Annotated in this window: 18 protein-coding genes; 12 read left to right on the top strand and 6 right to left on the bottom strand. The window is 55.7% G+C overall.

From position 1 onward, the window contains the following. Positions 1–23 precede the first annotated feature (23 nt). The 7 genes from TAM4_RS07130 to TAM4_RS07160 are packed head-to-tail and all read left to right on the top strand — an operon-like array spanning position 24 to position 6,208. Positions 24–1,028 (top strand): 4Fe-4S dicluster domain-containing protein, encoded by a 1,005-nt coding sequence (locus TAM4_RS07130; protein WP_014122566.1) that lies wholly within the window; start codon positions 24–26, stop codon positions 1,026–1,028. Next, positions 1,025–1,891: an NAD(P)-dependent hydrogenase/sulfhydrogenase 2 subunit gamma gene (gene shyC, locus TAM4_RS07135; RefSeq protein ID WP_014122567.1), complete on the top strand. Its 867-nt coding sequence runs from the start codon at positions 1,025–1,027 to the stop codon at positions 1,889–1,891. Before TAM4_RS07130 ends, shyC begins: the two co-directional genes overlap by 4 nt. Continuing rightward, positions 1,891–2,616, top strand: coding sequence for an NAD(P)-dependent hydrogenase/sulfhydrogenase 2 subunit delta (gene shyD / locus TAM4_RS07140; protein WP_048150963.1), 726 nt, complete (start codon positions 1,891–1,893; stop codon positions 2,614–2,616). The genes shyC and shyD overlap by 1 nt, the downstream gene beginning before the upstream one ends. Then, positions 2,613–3,857: an NAD(P)-dependent hydrogenase/sulfhydrogenase 2 subunit alpha gene (shyA, locus tag TAM4_RS07145; protein ID WP_014122569.1), complete on the top strand. Its 1,245-nt coding sequence runs from the start codon at positions 2,613–2,615 to the stop codon at positions 3,855–3,857. Before shyD ends, shyA begins: the two co-directional genes overlap by 4 nt. A gap of 38 nt (positions 3,858–3,895) precedes the next feature. Further along, positions 3,896–4,207 carry a tRNA-binding protein Pbp11 gene (gene pbp11, locus TAM4_RS07150; RefSeq protein WP_014122570.1) on the top strand — a complete coding sequence of 104 codons (312 nt, stop codon included), beginning with the start codon at positions 3,896–3,898 and terminating at the stop codon, positions 4,205–4,207. Between the two features lie 9 nt (positions 4,208–4,216). Continuing rightward, a complete protein-coding gene (locus TAM4_RS07155; protein WP_014122571.1) occupies positions 4,217–5,062 on the top strand; it encodes a TatD family hydrolase in 846 nt (281 codons plus the stop codon). Positions 5,063–5,107: 45 nt separating this feature from the next. Next, positions 5,108–6,208, top strand: coding sequence for a hypothetical protein (locus TAM4_RS07160; protein ID WP_014122572.1), 1,101 nt, complete (start codon positions 5,108–5,110; stop codon positions 6,206–6,208). A gap of 31 nt (positions 6,209–6,239) precedes the next feature. Here TAM4_RS07160 and TAM4_RS07165 read toward each other — a convergent pair whose 3' ends face one another. The 3 genes from TAM4_RS07165 to TAM4_RS07175 form a co-directional block, all read right to left on the bottom strand. Then, positions 6,240–6,521, bottom strand: a complete 282-nt coding sequence (locus tag TAM4_RS07165) for a nucleotidyltransferase domain-containing protein (RefSeq protein WP_014122573.1) — start codon at positions 6,519–6,521, stop codon at positions 6,240–6,242. A 118-nt stretch (positions 6,522–6,639) separates the two neighbouring features. Then, a complete protein-coding gene (locus TAM4_RS07170) occupies positions 6,640–7,140 on the bottom strand; it encodes a DUF3368 domain-containing protein (RefSeq protein ID WP_237702134.1) in 501 nt (166 codons plus the stop codon). Continuing rightward, the gene (locus TAM4_RS07175; protein WP_014122575.1) at positions 7,133–7,378 is read right to left on the bottom strand and encodes a UPF0175 family protein; all 246 of its coding nucleotides are present in this window, start codon (positions 7,376–7,378) and stop codon (positions 7,133–7,135) included. The genes TAM4_RS07170 and TAM4_RS07175 overlap by 8 nt, the downstream gene beginning before the upstream one ends. Positions 7,379–7,482: 104 nt before the next feature. On the opposite strand from TAM4_RS07175, the gene TAM4_RS11525 reads away from it, so the two are divergent. Next, positions 7,483–7,872 (top strand): hypothetical protein, encoded by a 390-nt coding sequence (locus tag TAM4_RS11525; RefSeq protein ID WP_052306401.1) that lies wholly within the window; start codon positions 7,483–7,485, stop codon positions 7,870–7,872. Here the strand turns inward: TAM4_RS11525 and rtcA are convergent. Then, positions 7,869–8,903, bottom strand: a complete 1,035-nt coding sequence (gene rtcA, locus TAM4_RS07185) for an RNA 3'-terminal phosphate cyclase (RefSeq protein WP_014122577.1) — start codon at positions 8,901–8,903, stop codon at positions 7,869–7,871. The two genes, TAM4_RS11525 and rtcA, sit on opposite strands and share 4 nt — an antisense overlap. An 87-nt stretch (positions 8,904–8,990) precedes the next feature. On the opposite strand from rtcA, the gene TAM4_RS07190 reads away from it, so the two are divergent. After that, positions 8,991–9,545, top strand: coding sequence for a hypothetical protein (locus TAM4_RS07190; protein ID WP_014122578.1), 555 nt, complete (start codon positions 8,991–8,993; stop codon positions 9,543–9,545). On the opposite strand, the gene TAM4_RS07195 is transcribed toward TAM4_RS07190, so the two are convergent. Beyond that, positions 9,526–10,359: a hypothetical protein gene (locus TAM4_RS07195; protein WP_014122579.1), complete on the bottom strand. Its 834-nt coding sequence runs from the start codon at positions 10,357–10,359 to the stop codon at positions 9,526–9,528. The genes TAM4_RS07190 and TAM4_RS07195 overlap by 20 nt on opposite strands. A gap of 9 nt (positions 10,360–10,368) precedes the next feature. Beyond that, positions 10,369–10,881 carry a metallophosphoesterase gene (locus TAM4_RS07200; RefSeq protein WP_014122580.1) on the bottom strand — a complete coding sequence of 171 codons (513 nt, stop codon included), beginning with the start codon at positions 10,879–10,881 and terminating at the stop codon, positions 10,369–10,371. A 126-nt stretch (positions 10,882–11,007) separates the two neighbouring features. Between TAM4_RS07200 and TAM4_RS07205 the strand changes: the two genes are divergently transcribed. From TAM4_RS07205 to TAM4_RS07215, 3 genes are read left to right on the top strand one after another with little or no spacing between them, the layout of a single operon-like run. After that, positions 11,008–11,502, top strand: coding sequence for a hypothetical protein (locus TAM4_RS07205; protein ID WP_014122581.1), 495 nt, complete (start codon positions 11,008–11,010; stop codon positions 11,500–11,502). Then, positions 11,502–16,697: an LAGLIDADG family homing endonuclease gene (locus TAM4_RS07210; protein WP_014122582.1), complete on the top strand. Its 5,196-nt coding sequence runs from the start codon at positions 11,502–11,504 to the stop codon at positions 16,695–16,697. The genes TAM4_RS07205 and TAM4_RS07210 overlap by 1 nt, the downstream gene beginning before the upstream one ends. 50 nt (positions 16,698–16,747) lie before the next feature. Next, positions 16,748–17,176, top strand: coding sequence for a translation initiation factor IF-2 subunit beta (locus TAM4_RS07215; protein ID WP_014122583.1), 429 nt, complete (start codon positions 16,748–16,750; stop codon positions 17,174–17,176). The last annotated feature ends 89 nt before the right edge of the window (positions 17,177–17,265 follow it).

The raw sequence follows: 17,265 nt of genomic DNA on the forward strand, positions 1-17,265 counted from the left end.
AGCCCGATAGGGGCGTGGTCGAGTTGAGATATGTAAAGCTACCCTCCGGGAACTTTGAGGACTTCTTCAATTCACTGAAGGGGATAGGCCAAATCTACGGGCCGGTTAAAGAGGGGAAGACCCACCACTTCCGAAGGGTCGAGGAAGCCGGTCAGATGGACCTGAAATACACCAGAACGATGCTCCCTCCCAAGAAGTTCTTCGTCAGGCCGAGGGAGAGACTCTTCAGCCTCGAGGACGGCTGGTGGAGGAAGGAAGGGGACGGAAAGCCCTTCGTGCTCTTCGGCGTCCACTCATGCGACGTTCACGCCCTCAAAATCCTTGACAGAGTCTACCTCTCCGAGCCGGTTGACCCCTACTACGCGAGGAGAAGGAAGAGCGCTTTCATCGTCGGCATAAGCTGTCTCCCCGACGAGCTGTGCTTCTGCAAAAGCCTTGGAACGCACTTCGCGATGGACGGCTTTGACCTATTCCTACACGAGCTTCCCGATGGATGGCTCGTCAGGATAGGGAGCGTGAGGGGACACGAGGTGGTCTGGGAGAACGCGAGGCTATTCGACGAGGTGAGCGATGAGGACATAGCCAACTTCAAGGCCTTCGAGGAGAGGCGCGCTGAAGCCTTCAAGAGGGAGCTCCGCTCGGAGGGCCTCGCAGACACGCTCGATTTGGCCTACAACAGCCCGGTCTGGAAGGAGTACGCCGAGAAGTGCCTCGCCTGCGGGAACTGCAACCTCGTCTGTCCGACGTGCCGTTGCTACGAGGTCTGCGACCGCTGGGTCGATGCCTACAGGGCCGTTCGCGAGAGGCGCTACGATTCCTGCTTCATGGAAAGCCACGGCCTCGTCGCGGGCGGTCATAACTTCAGGCCCACACGCTTGGACCGCTTCAGGCACCGCTACTACTGCAAGAGCTACTTCGACCCCTCAGCGGGCTTCAACTGCGTCGGCTGTGGCCGGTGCGACGAGTTCTGTCCAGCTGGTATAGAGCACGTTAAGGTTCTCGACGAGATAAGGGGGTCGCTGGAATGAATCCCTACGAGAGCCATCCGGCGAGAATCCTTGAGGTTAAGGACCTGACCCCGAGGGAGAAGCTCTTTACACTCCGCTTCCTCGACGAGAAGCTCAACGAGGAGTTTACCTTCCGGCCGGGACAGTTCGTCATAGTGGACGTTCCCGGCTTCGGCGAGTTCCCGATAAGCCTCTGCTCGTCCCCGACGAGGAGTCCAATCCAGCTCTGCATAAGAAAGGCCGGCAGGATGACGAAGTTCATACACGGAATGAAGGAAGGCTCGGTCGTCGGAATCCGCGGGCCGTACGGCAACGGCTTCCCGATGGAGGACATGGAGGGCTCGAACCTAATCCTCGTGGCCGGCGGCCTTGGAATGGCGCCCCTGCGCTCGGTTCTCTGGTACGCCCTCGACACCGGCAAGTACGAGCACGTCTGGCTCTTCTACGGCACGAAAGCCTACGAGGAGGTACTCTTCCGCGACGAGGTTCTCCACCTCCTCAAGCACGGGAGTGCGATGAACTGCACCGTCAAGCTCGCCTACGAAATCGAGAGCCCCTCGTGCATCTACCTTGAGCAGGGCTTCTCCGACAGGGTCTGCAGGGGAGTGGTTACCGACCTCTTCAGGGGCGAGAACTTCGACGTCGAGAACTCCTACGCCCTAATCTGTGGCCCGCCAATCATGTACCGCTTCGTCATAAGGGAGCTCCTCAACAGGAAGCTCTCACCGGGGAGAATCTACATGACACTCGAGAGGCGCATGCGCTGTGGAGTCGGCAAGTGCGGCCACTGCGTCGTCGGAACGAGCGTCTCGATGAAGTACATCTGCAAAGATGGGCCGGTTTTCACCTACTGGGACGCCCTCTCGACGAGGGGGTTGATATGATGAAGCTCGGCGTGTTTGAGCTTACCGACTGCGGTGGTTGCGCCCTCAACTTCCTGTTCCTCTACGAGAGGCTCTTCGACGTTCTTGAGTTCTACGAGATAGAGGAGTTCCACATGGCGACCAGGCTTGAAGGGAGGCACTTCGATGTCGGCCTCGTCACGGGAACAGTCTCAAGCCACCGCGACCTTGAAGTCCTCAGGGAAGCGAGGAACCGCTCCGACTACCTCATAGCCCTCGGAACCTGCGCCACCCACGGTTGCCTTCAGGCGAGCGTCGAGCTTCCGCTTAAGGAGAAGTTGAAGGCCGTTTACGGCGACGAGGGGAATCCGATGAGGGCGCTCGACCCCAAGCCCGTCGTCGAGTACGTTACCGTCGACCTCGCCATACCCGGCTGTCCCTACGACAAGAACGAGCTCTTCCAGGCTCTTATTGATATAGCGAAGGGCATCGAGCCTGTAAGACCTGATTATCCAGTCTGCCTCGAGTGCAAGCTGAACGAGTACGAGTGCGTTCTGGTCAAGAAGGGTCTCCCATGCCTCGGCCCGATAACGCTCGGTGGCTGTAACGCTGTCTGCCCGCGCTCCGGACTCGGCTGTATCGGCTGCCGCGGGCCCCTGCCAGGTGAGGTGAACCCGGCTGGAGAGTTCGAGGTTCTCAAGGGCCTCGGCTACGACGAGGAGTACATCATGAGGAAGTTCAAGACCTTCGCGAGGTGGGAGCCGTGATAATCGAGACGAGGGAATTCACCCGCGTCGAGGGGAACGGGAAGGCCGAGATAGTCATCGAGGGGAACGAGGTCAAGGACGTCAGGGTCAAAATCGTCGAGGGGCCGAGGTTCTTTGAGCTTCTCACCCTCGGAAGGGACTTCTGGGATGTTCCCGACCTCGAGGCGAGGATATGCGCCATCTGCTACCTCTCCCACAGCGTTGCTTCCGTTCTGGCCATAGAGCGGGCCCTCGGCGTCGAGGTTCCGGAAGAGACGAGGCTCCTAAGGGAGCTCGGCCTCATAGGGGAACTTATCGAGAGCCACTCCCTGCATCTGTATCTCCTCGTCGCGCCAGACCTCTTCGGCTATCCCGACGCGATAAGGCTCGCGACGAAGCACGGCGAGCTCGTCAAGGAGGGCATAGCTCTCAAGGCCTTCGGGAACAGGATTAGGGACCTCATCGGCGGGAGGGAAATCCACGGCATAAACGTTAAACCCGGTGGCTTCGGAAGGTGGCCGGGGCGGGAAGAGCTTGAGGCGATAGAGTGGGAGGCGAAGGCCCTCCTAACGGTGGCGAAGCGCGCGGTGAGGCTTTTCTCGGGAATCGGGGAGTACGGCGGAAGGGCCGAGCTGTTCGTCGCCACCGACGGCTACCTCACCGGCGACTCGCTCATCTCGAACGTCGAGCGGAACTTCCAGTACTTCGAGCGCATCGAAGAGCGCCCCCTCGTCTACAGCTTCGCGAAGCAGAGCCTCTACAGCGGAAAGCCCTTCCTCGTCGGCTCGCTGGCGAGGCTCCTGCTCAAGGCTGAATCGCTGACCCCCACGGCTAAGAGGCTCTTCGAGGAGAACCGGGAGAGGCTTGAAGCCGGATGGGTGAGCTACAACAACCTCGCCCAGGTGATAGAGCTGGTTTACGCCCTCGAGAGGGCGGGGGAGATAGCGAAAACCCTTCTCGACAAAGGCTTTGAGCCCGAGAACGTTCCGGTCGAGGCCGGGGACGGCGAGGGAATAGGCTATGTGGAAGCCCCGAGGGGAGTCCTCGTGCACCACTACAGAATAGCCGACGGAAAAATCGAGTACTCAAACATAATAACGCCCACAGCCTTCAACCACGCCATGATGGAGGGCGCCCTCCTGTGGGAAGCGAGAAACCTCTACGGGAACGCGCCGGAGGATGAGCTCCTCAGAAGGCTTGAGGAAACCGTCCGGGCCTTCGACCCCTGCATCTCCTGCTCGGTGCACTTCGTCAGGGGATAAGCTTTTCTCCTTTCTTTCCCACTCTTCCCGGTGGGAGCATGGGGCCCTTCGACTTTCTGAAAAGACGGAAGGGAGAAACCGGAGAGTTCATAGCGTCCAGGAAACCTGTCGCGAAGTTCAGGGTGGAACGGGTCCTTAACGTCCTCGGCAGGGAGACGCTGATTGGAACAGTTGAGGGGATAATCTACCCCGGCTACAAGGTCAAGGGAAGGAACATCGCCCTAATCCGGGAAATCCAGAGGGAGCGAAAGAGGGTTGACTTCGCGGTTGACGGCGACAGGGTCGCGCTCATCCTCGAGGGGAAGACAAACGCTAAAAAAGGCGACGTTCTCGAAATCTACCAGTCGTGAGGTGGGAGCATGATAATCCTCGATAATCATTTCCACGTTGACCCCTTCAAGGGCCTCTTCCTCGAGGCGGTGAAGCAGTTCCACAGAGCGGGCGGAACGCACCTGATGGTGGTCTACAAGACAGCTCACGACTACGGCTTCCCGGGCCTGAAGGCTGAGGACTTCATGAAGGCCATGGACTTCCACATCGAGCTGGTCGAGAGGATAAACCGCGAGACGCCGGTTAAAGCCTTTGCAGTGGTCGGCGTCCACCCGGCGGAGTTCGTCTATCTGGCGGAGCAGAAGGGCATTGAATACGCGAGAAACGAGGTCATGAAGGCGTTAGAATACGCGCAAAAGCTGTGTCTTGAGGGCAAAGCCGTTGCGATAGGCGAGATAGGCAGGCCACACTACGAGGTGAGCGAGGAAGTCTGGAACGCCAGCATAGAGCTGATGAAGTACGGGATGAGCCTCGCCAAAGATGCCGACTGCGCCGTTCAGCTCCACACCGAGAGCTTTGACGAGGCCAAGTTCAGGGAGCTCGGCGAGTACGTGAAGGAAGTCGGCATAAAGCCCTACAAAGTAGTCAAGCACTTCTCGCCGCCGCTGGTGAAAGTTGCCGAGGAGGTCGGCGTCTTTCCGAGCATAATAGCGAGCAGGAAGAACATAGAGGAGGCAATAAAGCAGGGCAACCGCTTCATGATGGAGACCGACTACATAGACGACAAAAGACGGCCGGGAGCTGTTCTCGGCCCGAAGACAGTTCCCAGGAGAACGAAGGCATTCCTCCAGAACGGCCTGTTCACGGAGGAGGACGTCTACAAAATCCACGTCGAGAACCCGGAGAAAGTCTACGGGGTGGAGATGGAGGAGTGAAAAGCGATTTATAGCCTTTTGCCTTAAGTCTTTGAGGGGAACTGCATGGCAGGGATATACTCCGTAGATAAGCTAGGAAAGCGGCGCGTAGTGGTTAAAAAGGGCATGTTGAGGAAAGAAGTCATAGAAAGGGATTATCACATCTTCGAAGAGGTTCCAGAAAGTGCAACTCTTCTGAACGAAGGTATATATAGAAAGCACCTCTATGAACGGCTGAAAGACCCTGATAAAGATGGGCTAAAATTATACAACGCCACTGATAACACGCACACACCTTACATAGAAAATGGGAAAGAGCGGGAAGACCTCAAAAGCAAGCCAATAATGGCCAAGGATCTTCAAGATGCAATGAAGTGGAACATTCTCCTCCAACTGCTCACACACATACCCGCGCTGTCAGGGCCCGATACCATTACCAGCTACGATCTTGCAGAGAGAAATGCAAAAGTACTGGAGAAGTTTGTCGAAAAAATCGTGTTTGCAAAGCATAGGAAACGCGCAACCACTGAACTTGATGAAAGTGACATTGGCGGGATCTTGGTAAGCTTCGACGAACTGAAGAGGAATCCAGAGCTCCGCAGGAAGCTGGCAAAAGAGTTCGTAAGGGTACACAGAGGCTCCTTAACCGTTGAGGCAAAGAGAAGGATGGAAGAAGCCGTCGACAAAGCGCTCGCAGCAGCCGAAAAAATAGCCGAGATGAAGACACCATATTTCGACGAATTCGGGAAAAGACAGTTCCGACGCGTTTTCGAGTCGCCTGAAGATATATACAAGATACCCGAGCTCATCGAGTTCCTAAAACTCGTTGAAGAGGTTGTCCCAAAGGATATACTAAAAGAGCCTCTGTCAAAACCGCCAGCGGAAGTGGAGAATAGAACGGAATCCTTGAGGTTGAAGGACAGTGAATGGGAATTTTCAGTGACCCTGAGAGCTAATGCGACAAGGCTTCTCGGAATCGTTCAGGGACTCAAACTTTTGAACCCCAGCTTGGAAGAGCTGGAAAAGGTTGAGGACGACCTATGGAAGAAGATAGCGGAAACGGAAGACCTTTCACTTGCTGGCCTCTACGCCAAGCTCATCGCCCACCTCCGCGAGAAAGACCTCGAAGGTGCCGAGAAGTTCCTGTCGGAAGTTGGGAAGGGTTAGTTCAGAATAAAGCCCCATGATAACCACGGGTTCACACGAGAGAACCAGAGGAGTAGAGCACCTTTCCCTCGCTCAGGACGGTTCTTATGAAGCTGTCCCTCCTTTTTCTAAACTCTTCAGGCTTCAGAACTATCGGGCTTATCAGCTCCCCGTATTCGAGGAGGATATCGGTTACAACCTCCATCAGCCCGTCAAAATCAACGTCCCCAACGATGAGAACGTCTATATCGCTCTCCTCGTCGTGGTCTCCCCTCGCGTAGGAGCCAAAGAGGATTACCTCTTCCACCGGGTCCCCGAATCTTGCCTCAACCATTCTGAGGAACTAGCTAAGAGCTTGGGCTTTATTCTCCATTGATTCCAGGTGGTGGATTTGGGAGGACTCACGGAGTCGGCCTCCTCAAGACCCAGTAGCGCTCTTTCCGCAATTCCCTTCAAGCTCTTCCGGAATCACCACCCGTTTCACCTGCCTCCTCCAAAATCCTTCTGTAAAGCCCTTCGCTCAGCCAGAAGCCGGTTGCCTTCAGCTTCTCAAGCTCTTCTTTGACACTCGGGATTATCCCCTGGAACTTCGCCCTCAGCAGAACGCCAATCGTTCCAGTAACCTTCAGCCCCAGTGCCCTTGCGACTTCCCTGCCGTCGTAGTCATCAATGAGCAGAAGCTCGGCATTGGTTTCAAGCGCGAGGACAATAGCCTCGCTCTCCCCCTCGTCAAGCTCAAGCATAAGCGACTTCTTGAGGGTCTCGTCCTTTATTCCCACAACCTTTATCCAGTTGGCCTTTTCAATGAGCTTCGCGTCCTCTGAACCTCTCCCCTCAAGGACGCACTCCCTGTAAACAGCCTTTGGAATGATGACTTCACCAAAGAATTTCCTCAAAAGATCGAGCCTGCCGATTTTGGCGAGGTGAATGGGGGGAGTGGAGTTGCTAACCACGGGCAAAGTTCAAGTCCTCCTCAAGCTCTCTCTCGGTGTAGTGCCTCGGGATTCTCCGCCTCGCAAGCTCCTCCAGAAATTCTCTCTTCGTAAGTCCGGCGAGCTTGGCGGCTTTTCCTAAGGATAATGCACCTCGAGAGTAGAGAATAAGGGCTAACTCAAGCTTCAGCTCCCGCTCAACTTCTCCCTTGGGGAGCTTGAGAGATACGAGAACGTCATCGGGTATGACTATCTCCATCTTCTCACCGAAGTGTATTCGTGATGCCCGTATTTAACACCTTCGCCCTATATTATACCCTCCGGGAGGAGGGAAATCTATAAATACCCGGAGGGAGGAGGGAAATGAATCCTACGGGCATTTTAGGATTCATTGGAGTGGCCTTGTATTTTGTGGCCATACTAATCATCGCTTCCCTAAATGCACACCCATATCCAAGAGAATGCAAATCCAAGGAATGTGCAAAAACGGGCATGAACTACGGTCTCGAGTTAATTGGCATCGGAATTGGGGCTTTCACTCTAACCACCCCCATGTTCCTGTTATCAAGCGATACGGCTTCAGAAGGGTTCACGAACTTCATGCTCCTTGCGTTTTCCATTATGTCCACTGGCCTCGTATTGTTTGGCATTTGGGCATGGAGAAGCTATGGAGGAGTATACAAAGAGCTCTCACTCCAAGAAGCCATCGCCAAGGGCGTTGAAATCGGAATGAAGAAGGCAAAGGAGGGTTAAATCTCAACTTTCCTCACCACCCTCACAACCCCGGGCTCTCCGATTTCTCCCTCGACCTCGAAGGTTTTGCCGAGGAACTGCTCCACGACCCAGACGTTTGTGACGAGGTGGTTCGTGATTTCTGCAACGCCTATCTCTCCGCCCGCGAAGGCTAAGAACGGTATCAGCTGGTCGCCGAGGAACCTGTCAACGGCCTTCCTTGGCGTCAGTTGTTCAATCAGCTCTTCAGCGGCTTCCCCGCCGACCACCTCTGCCGGCTTTCCGCGCTTTCCGAGGGCGTCTCCAGCTAACCTAAGCGAGTCAGTCTCGGCCCAAACCACTATTCCGCTTCCCGGCCCGAGGGAGCGCGAGACTTCCCTCTCAATCTCGACCGGGACGCTGTAGAGGTTCCTAAGCCTTTCTTCCGCAGCCTTGGCCTGCCTCTCCGCGACGTGGGCCGGCAAATTCGTTGCGTGGCTTATCCCAGCGAAGCGCTCTATCTTACGCCACTCAAGGGCAACGAGAGGCTTTCTCTCCTCCCAACGCTCGACCCTTCCGAGGACGAGCCCCCCGCCCTTTGGATAGTGGCCCCTCCTCTTGAGCTCAATCTCCGCCCTCAGACCCATCTTTTCGAGCGCGAAGAGCGTAACGTGCCTCAGGTAGTCCACCGGCGGGCTCCAGGGCACGTCAGTTCCGCCGGTTACCTCGAAGCTCCCGCCAGTGAAAGCCATCGCCGGGAGTAAAGCTTGGAGGACGAGCGTTATGCTCCCCGCTGTTTTTATCGGGACTTTGATGTGCTTCGGCTCGGCCCTTCCGGGGACGAACTCGAGGACCGTAGATCCGACTTTTGCTCCTTTAACCATCGCGTTGCTCAGCTCCTTCAAAGCAAGAATACCGTGCAGGTGCTGAACCCTTAGCCCGGGGTTTGGCCTGTTGGCCCTTATCCTGTGAATCCTGACAGGTTTTCCTGTGATTACCGAGAGAGCAACGGCCGTTCTGAGTATCTGGCCTCCTCCCTCGCCGTACGAGCCGTCTATCTCGACCCACTCCATTCTCCCACCGTAATGGGATTTTTCGCGAAGCCTAAAAACCTGACGAAAGGCTTTTAGGCGGGCCGAATAAGGTGGCACGGTGAGAGCATGGACGAGCTTGAGTTCTGCGTGAAGAGCCTCAGCTATCCCCTCGGGACCCTCCTTGAGACGCTGAAGAGAAAACCCGGTGAGAAGGTCGAGATTGACGGGGTGCATCTAACCCTCCCCGAGCTCCCCTTCGCGGTTAAGTGCTACTTTACTGCCAGGGCGCTCTTCGAGAGCCTTGATCCCGTTGATAGAAAGAGGCTCGGTGGGGATATGGAGTATGTGGAGGAGTTCATCGCGAGGGTTCTATCTTCGCCCCTCGGAGAGAAAATTCGGCCGTACCTTGAGAAAACCGCCGAGATTTCCGTAAGGGGCAGGCTCAACGTGGACTGGCTTGAGTTCGAGAGGCGGAGTGAGAAGCTGAGGCCCCTCCTGGAGCGGATTCTGGCGGGAGAAGAGCCTCCAGAGGTTTCTAACCTCTCGGTTGACGAATGCCTCCTCCTCAGCTACCTCGCCGGCGAGCGAAAGAAGCGCGAGAGGGTCAATGCCGTCCTTGGAAAGTTCAACCCAACCTTCAGGGAAGCCGTTAAGGCCTACTTCAAAGCCCTGCGGAGTTGAGCCTCACGGCAACGCTCAGGGCTTCCTCCCTGCCAAGGCCTTTCTTCTCAACGAGGGCATCAACGAGTTTCACGAGGGCCTCAACGTTGCGCAGGTTAAGCTTCTCCGGAGGGTATTCGTCAAAGAGCGCCGGATCAACGGAAAAGCCGAGCCTCTCCGAAAGCTCCGCCGCGAACTCCTCAACGGTAAGGGGCGGGAGCTTGAGCGTGATCGGGAACTCAAAGAAGGAATACCTGGCCAGGTTCTTGGTTTCCACCACCACGGGAAAGTCCCTTTCCGGGTTCTCCATGATCGCCATGAGCTCCGAAACTTCAGGCTCCTTCAGGAGTTTTGCATCGGGAGGCAGGTAACCGGAGAGCTCGACACCCCTGAGGTTCTCAACGATGACATCGAGGCCGAGGGAGAAAACGTCCTCAAGCTCGAGCTTTAGCTCATCCCCCTCGTCCGTTTTCCCCAAGATGCGCTCGTAGAGTTCCTCGCTGACGAGGGTAAGCTGATAGACCGTCTCTGCGCCCTCAAGGTGGAGGACGCCGTTGGAGAGGAGTTTGAGGCCGAGTCTGGCCAGAGCGGAGCTCAGAGAAGTCTCGGTTCGGGTCGTTATCGCCCCTTTACCCCTGACGTCCTCCGGGCCGCTGCTCACAAGCCGGTAGTCGGCCGGAAAGAGGCCCCTCGCGTTGAAGAACTTTTCGAGAGCTTCCCTCGCCTTCTCCTCGCTGACCGCGTACACCTTGACGAACTCAACGTTGTCGGCAGCGTCCACGCCGATGAAAACGACGGCGTCGCGGCGCTCCCGGGGGAGTAGTACCTCGTCCATCGCCCCACCTCAGAGGCTCATTGCCCCGAGGAGTTCACCCGTCTCTATGTTGATTATCTGGACTTCCCTCTTCCGCGTGTCGAGTAAGGCGACGCTCTTGACGCCGGTCAGGTAGCCGCAGACTTCACCGGGGTTTATGAGTATTGTCCTTCCCTCCTCCCTGATCTCGTAGTGATGGGTGTGGCCAACGACAACCACGTCGTAGAGCCTGCTGCGCGCCAGGGCCCGAACGATCCTCTCGTCGGTCCCGTGAGTCACCGCGATCTTCATCCCATCGGCCTCGATCTCGATTATCTCATCGTATATGCCTAGGGCTTCGTAAAGGCCCTTCCTCTCACCGTCGTTGTTGCCGAAAACCCCCTTGAGCGGGGCCTTCAGCTCCTTCAGCTCCCTGGCGACGAACGGAGCGACGTAGTCACCGGCGTGGATCACGAGGTCAACGTTCCTCTCGTTGAAGAACTCGACGGCCTTCCTTATCGCCGGGAGGTTATCGTGGGTGTCGCTCATTATTCCAATCAGCATGATACCACCTTATGGGAAATCGTCGGGCCGGTTTATTAGGATTATCCCGGTGATGAGCAGATGGATACATCCGGCGCACTGCCAAGGTTTATTAGGCCATTGTTGTAGTTGGTGAAAGGTGGTGGGATGTTCAGCGGAAGGGCCCTCATACCGGTCAAGATCATCAAGCCCTTTGAGGACTGGAAAACCGGCGACATAGCCCTGCTAGAGGACTGGAAGGCCAAGGTGCTCTGGGAGGCGGGGATCGGGGAGGTAGTGGACGAGACCGACAAGGTCATCGGCGAGATAGACAGGGTGATAGCCGAGGAGAGGGAAAGCCAGCCCCTCGTTCCGATCCCGGCGGGGCTCTATGAGAGGGCCGAGTTTTACATATACTACCTTGAGAACTACGTGAGGCGGAACCCGGGCGAGAGCATTGAAGTCCTGAGCGTGAAGATGACCAAGCTCGCCAACCTGAAGAAGAAGTACCGCTATCTGAAGGAAATGCGCTTTAAGAAGATACTTGAGGCGGTGAGGCTTAGACCCAACAGCCTTGAGGTTCTCGGCAGGCTCTCCCCGGAGGAGAGGAGAATCTATCTGGAGCTGTCTAAAATCAGAAACGAATGGCTGGGTGAGGGATGATGGATAGAGAGGACATGATCTCCCGCTTTGCGACGTTTCTCCGCGAGTACAAGGACGACGACGGGAACCCGGTCTACCTGAACAGACTGAAGGACCTGCTCACGGTCGTTCCGAAGAGATCCCTGACCGTAGACTGGGCGCACCTCAACTCCTTCGACCCCGAACTGGCGGAAGAGCTCCTGGAGAACCCCGAGGAGGTCCTGATGGCAGGAGAAGACGCCATTCAGATAGTTCTCCGCGAGGATCTCATGTACTCCGAAGAGCTCAAGATACACGCGCGCTTTTACAACCTTCCGCATACGTTGCTCGTCAAGGAACTCGGGAGCGAGCACATAAACAGGCTTATTCAGGTTGAAGGAATAATCACGCGCGTCAGCGAGGTCAAGCCGTTTGTTCAAAAGGCCGTTTTCGTCTGCAAGGACTGCGGAAACGAGATGATTCGCCTCCAGAGGCCCTACGAGAACCTCGTCAAGCCAGCCAAGTGCGACGCCTGTGGTTCAAGAAACGTCGAGCTCGACGTGGAAAAAAGCAGGTTCATCAACTTCCAGAGCTTCCGCCTTCAGGACAGACCCGAGAGCCTTAAAGGCGGTCAGATGCCCCGCTTCGTCGATGCCATACTTCTCGACGACCTCGTCGATACCGCCCTGCCGGGCGACCGTGTTCTCGTGACCGGAATCCTGCGCGTTATCCTCGAGCAGAGGGACAAGAGGCCGATTTTCAAGAAGGTTCTGGAGGTCAACCACATCGAACAGCTCAGCAAGGAGATTGAAGAGCTTGAGATTTCGCCGGAAGACGAGCAGAAGATTCGCGAGCTGGCGAAGAGGAAGGATATCGTTGACGCAATAGTGGACTCGATAGCTCCGGCCATCTGGGGGCACAGGATAGTCAAGAAGGGAATCGCTTTAGCGCTCTTCGGCGGTGTGCAGAGGGTTCTCCCAGATGGAACGAAGCTGAGGGGAGAAAGCCACGTTCTGCTGGTTGGTGACCCCGGTGTTGCTAAGTGCGTTGATTACCACACGAAGGTTCTCTTAGCCGATGGAAGCCTGAAGGAAATTGGCGAAATAGTCGACGAGGCCATCGAGAAGGCAAAAGCCGAAGGGAAGCTCGGAAGGGTCGACGATGGCTTCTACGCGCCGATTGACCTCGAGCTATATGCTCTCGACGCGAAAACGCTGAAGGTCAGGAGAGTTAAAGCTAACATCGCCTGGAAGAGAACTGCCCCAGAAAAGATGTTCAGGATAAGGACCTCGAGCGGAAGGGAGATTCGCGTTACCCCAACCCACCCCTTCTTCACCTTCGAAAACGGCCAGTTCAGGACGAGGAAGGCGGAAGAGCTGAGGGTTGGAGACTTTATAGCAACTCCAAGGCGCGACAACGAGCCAAAGATAGTTCCTGAAACGGAAGATGAAGGAATTAGGAAGCTCCTCGAAGAGTCTGACATCTTCTGGGACAGGGTTGTCGAAATTGAAGAGTACAAACCCGAGCACGAGTGGGTCTACGACCTCCAGATTCCGGAGCACCACAACTTCATAGCCAACGACATCTTCGTCCACAACAGCCAGCTCCTCCGCTACGTGGCAAATCTCGCTCCAAGGGCGATTTATACGAGCGGTAAGAGTTCAAGCGCCGCCGGTTTGACCGCTGCAGCCGTGCGCGACGAGTTCACGGGCTCGTGGGTTCTGGAAGCTGGTGTTCTCGTCTTAGCGGATGGTGGCTTTGCCTGCCTGCATCCTGATTCAAGGGTTCTTGTCGATGGGAAATATCAGAGAATCGAAGACCTCTTCGAGCTTGAGAAGTCATACAAGGCGCTCTCCGATGGCCAAATCGTGGACATTCAGGAGAAGGAGATGGAAGTCACAGCCCTCAACCTCGGAAGCATGAGGACGAAAACTTCCAAGGCCACGATAATCCGCAGGAAGCCCTGGAAGGGCGAGCTGTTAAAGCTCAAGTTCCGCTCAGGCAACGAGGTAACGCTAACTCCTGACCACCTCCTCATAGACGGCCAGACCCTTGAGTGGAAGGAGGCGGAGAAGTTTAAGGTTGGCGATATGGTGGTTGCCCCACTAAAGCTTCCATCAGTGGGGAGAAGGGTGCATCTGCTCGATATTTTGCCCCCGGACTGGAAGGTTAAGCTAACGCCCGAAGAAAAGAACGAACTGAAGCGAGAAATCCTCAGGAGATTCAAGAGCCTCGCGGAGTTCAACAAGGAGTATGGCATTTCAAAGGACTTCCTCTCTGGAAAGGGTTCTATCCGCGTCGGGAAGTTTAGGGAGATACTGCGTGAGCTGGGACTCTACGAGAAGTGGCGCGAGAGGCCTCTAACCTATGGGCCGAACTACCGCAGGGAGCGCCTTAAAGTGGCCTACATAACACCGGAGCTTGCGTACTTCCTCGGATTCCTCTACGGCGATGGGTGGATAAAGAGGAACGGCTCTAAGGTTCACGTTCGCATTGTGCAGTCGAAGGTTCACAAAGACCAGATTAGGGCCATCAGGAGGGCATTTGAGAGCTTCTACGATGGACCGTTGAGAGAGTACGAGAGAACCACGAGGAGCGAGCTTGCTGGCAATGAAATAGAGAGCGACGCGATAACGTTCCATGTTAGCTCGCCACTGCTCGCGTACCTGTACGAGTATCTCACCGAAGACAACCTGAAAAACGCATTCTCTCTGGACGATGAGGCGCTGAGAGCGTTTATCGCGGGCGCTCTCGATTCGGACGGCTGTGTCTCGGTTAAGAAGAGCGAGAGGGGAAGCGTGGTTCACATAGAGTTCTTACTCTCAAACGATGTGGAAAGGGACAAAGCCTTTGCACTGCTCCTCAGGAGGTTTGACGTGTACGCCCGTGTGATTCCAGGGAAAGGCGTGAACAGGGTTAGGGTAACTGGAAGGGAGGACGTCATAAACCTCCTCAACGCGGTTAAGGATTACAGCGTTAAGGTTAAGGAGATACCTCTCAAAAAGCACCTCGTCTCGGCGAGGAGCGACAAAGTGCCGGCAGAGCCCGTTAGGAAAATTGCCAGGGCCATCATCGAGAGCGTTCCTGCCAAAGTACTGCAGGAGAGAGGGCTCTGGAGTACCGTCTACTCATACGCCAAGGGCAAGTATCAGCCCAGCAGGATTCAGCTCAGAAAACTCATTGAGAGGCTCGGCAATGTCCTGAGTCCAGAAATCAGGATTAAGCTCGAAGTTCTTGCCACAAGGGATTATCTCCTTGACGAAATCGTCTCCATCGAGCGCGTTCCCTACGAGGGCTACGTCTACGACCTCTACGTGCCGGGTGAGCACAACTTCTTAGCAGAGGGAATCATAGTTCACAACTGCATTGACGAGTTCGACAAAATGAGTGACCGTGACAGGAGCGCGATTCACGAAGCGCTGGAGCAGCAGAGCTACCACCACGACTTCGAGCTTCTCCTCGCTGACGGCAGGAAGGTGAAGATAGGCGAGCTGGTGGATTCTCTTATCGAGGCCAACCGCGATAAGGTGATAATCGGTAATGACACTGAGATACTGCCCGTTGATGATATCGAGCTTTTGGCCTACGACCTCGAGCGGAGGGAAATCGTGAAGGTCAAAGCGGACCGCGTGAGCAGGCACAGAGCGCCTGACAGATTCATACGGCTGAGGTTCTCGAACGGCAGGGAAGTTACCGTGACCCCGGAGCACCCGATAATGGTGTGGGAGAACGGCGAAATAAGGGAGAAGCCGGCGGAGGAAGTGGCAATTGACGACGTCGTGCTCGGGGTTGCGAGGTACCCCGTTGAGATCGAGCAGCCTGACGAGCCGGCCAGGGACAAAAAAGCCGCCTGGGACAGGCAGGACTACCTCTACTCCCTTGGAATAGTGTCGAAGATAAAGAAGGCCCCGGGCCGCTATGAGGTGACGCCTGTCGAGAGAACATTCCCGGGAGAGCTTCTGAAGAAACTCGAGGAGGCCGGTAAGAACGTTCGCTTCAAGCTCTCCAACAGGTACTACGCCAGAAAACCTCTCGTTTCGGAATCCCTCCTGAGGGAAGAGATACGGCGGCTTAGGGAGCACGTTGAGCTCGTTAGGGAGCTGGCTAACAGGGAGCCACTCAGAGCCCTCGACTACCTCAACAAGTCCAGAATAGCCTTCAAGTACGGCATCAGCTCACTGACGCTCAGGCACAGAATAGAGAGGAACGATCCGACCGCCCTGTCAATACTCAGAACCGAGGTTGAGAACGAGGCCGAGAGAATAGAGCGCGTAATAGAGGAAATTGAGGGGTTCCTGAACGGCAACGTCAACTTCCTGAGGGTTAAGGGCACCGAGGTGATCCCCAACGACAGCTGGGAATGGGTCTACGACGTGACCGTTGAGCCGTACCACCTCTTCGTCTCCCATGGCTTAGTTCTTCACAACACGATAAGCATCTCGAAGGCAGGAATTACGGCGACGCTCAACGCGCGAACGACGGTCATAGCAGCTGCAAACCCGAAGTTCGGCCGCTTCAACCGCATGAAGTCCCTGCCAGAGCAGCTCGACCTTCCACCGACCCTGCTGAGCCGTTTCGACCTCATATTCCTCCTGCTCGACGAGCCGGACGAGAAAATCGACGCGAGCATAGCGGAGCACATACTGCGCGTCAGGCGCGGCGAGGCGGAAGTCGTTACGCCGAAGATTCCCTACGACCTCCTCAAGAAGTACATAGCCTACGCGAGGAAGAACGTCCATCCCGTTCTGAGCAGGGAAGCTATGGAGGAAATAAAGCGCTACTACGTCAAGATGAGGAAGGGACTCAAGAGGGGCAATGAGGAAGGTGTTCAACCGATTCCGATAACCGCGAGACAGCTTGAGGCCCTCATCCGTCTCAGCGAGGCCCACGCGAGAATGCGCCTGAGCGAGACGGTAACGCGCGAAGATGCGAGAGCTGCCATAGAGCTCATCGAGGCTATGATGAGGACAATCGCTGTGGACGAGGAGGGCAACATAGACGTCTCGATACTGGAGATAGGCAAGAGCTCTAAAAAGCTTAACAAGATAGAGAAGCTGGTCGATATAATCAAGAACCTCGAGCCGGAGGGAGAATACGGAGCGCCGGCGGATAAGGTGATAGAGGCGGCGAAACAGGCAGGAGTTGGGGGTAAGCGCGAGGTCGAGAAAATAATTGAGGAGCTGAAAGCCGAGGGCAGGATATACGAGCCGAGGGCCGGCTTTTACAGGGTGCTCTGATAACGCCAAAGGTTATAAAGCGAAGGGGAAACCTATGAGGGGGTGAGAAGATGAGCGAGAGCATTGACTTTTACGACTTCGAGAAGCTCCTCGATAAGGCTTACGAGGAGTTGCCCGAGAACGTGAAGCACCACAGGTCGCGTTTCGAGGTGCCGGCTGCACTCGTCACAATAGCCGGTAACAGGACGATCATCGAGAACTTCGTCGACATAGCCGAGGCCATGAACAGAGACCCGAACCACCTGCTGAAGTTCATACTGCGCGAGGTGGCAACGGCCGGAACGCTCGAGGGCAGGCGCGTGATTTTGCAGGGACGGTTCACTCCGTACCTGATAGCCAACAAGCTGAAGAAGTACCTCAAGGAGTACGTCATCTGCCCGGTCTGTGGAAGCCCAGATACCAAGATCATCAAGCGGGACAGGTTCTACTTCCTCAAGTGCGAGGCCTGCGGTGCCGAAACGCCGATCCAGCACCTCTGAGGCCTTCATTCTTTTTTGCCCGCCTATGGACAAATTATCCATTCTTGGATGAAATTCCGCTCCTCAAAAACCCTTTTAAACTTTACAAA

The organism is Thermococcus sp. AM4, assembly GCF_000151205.2.
Lineage (GTDB): Archaea > Methanobacteriota_B > Thermococci > Thermococcales > Thermococcaceae > Thermococcus.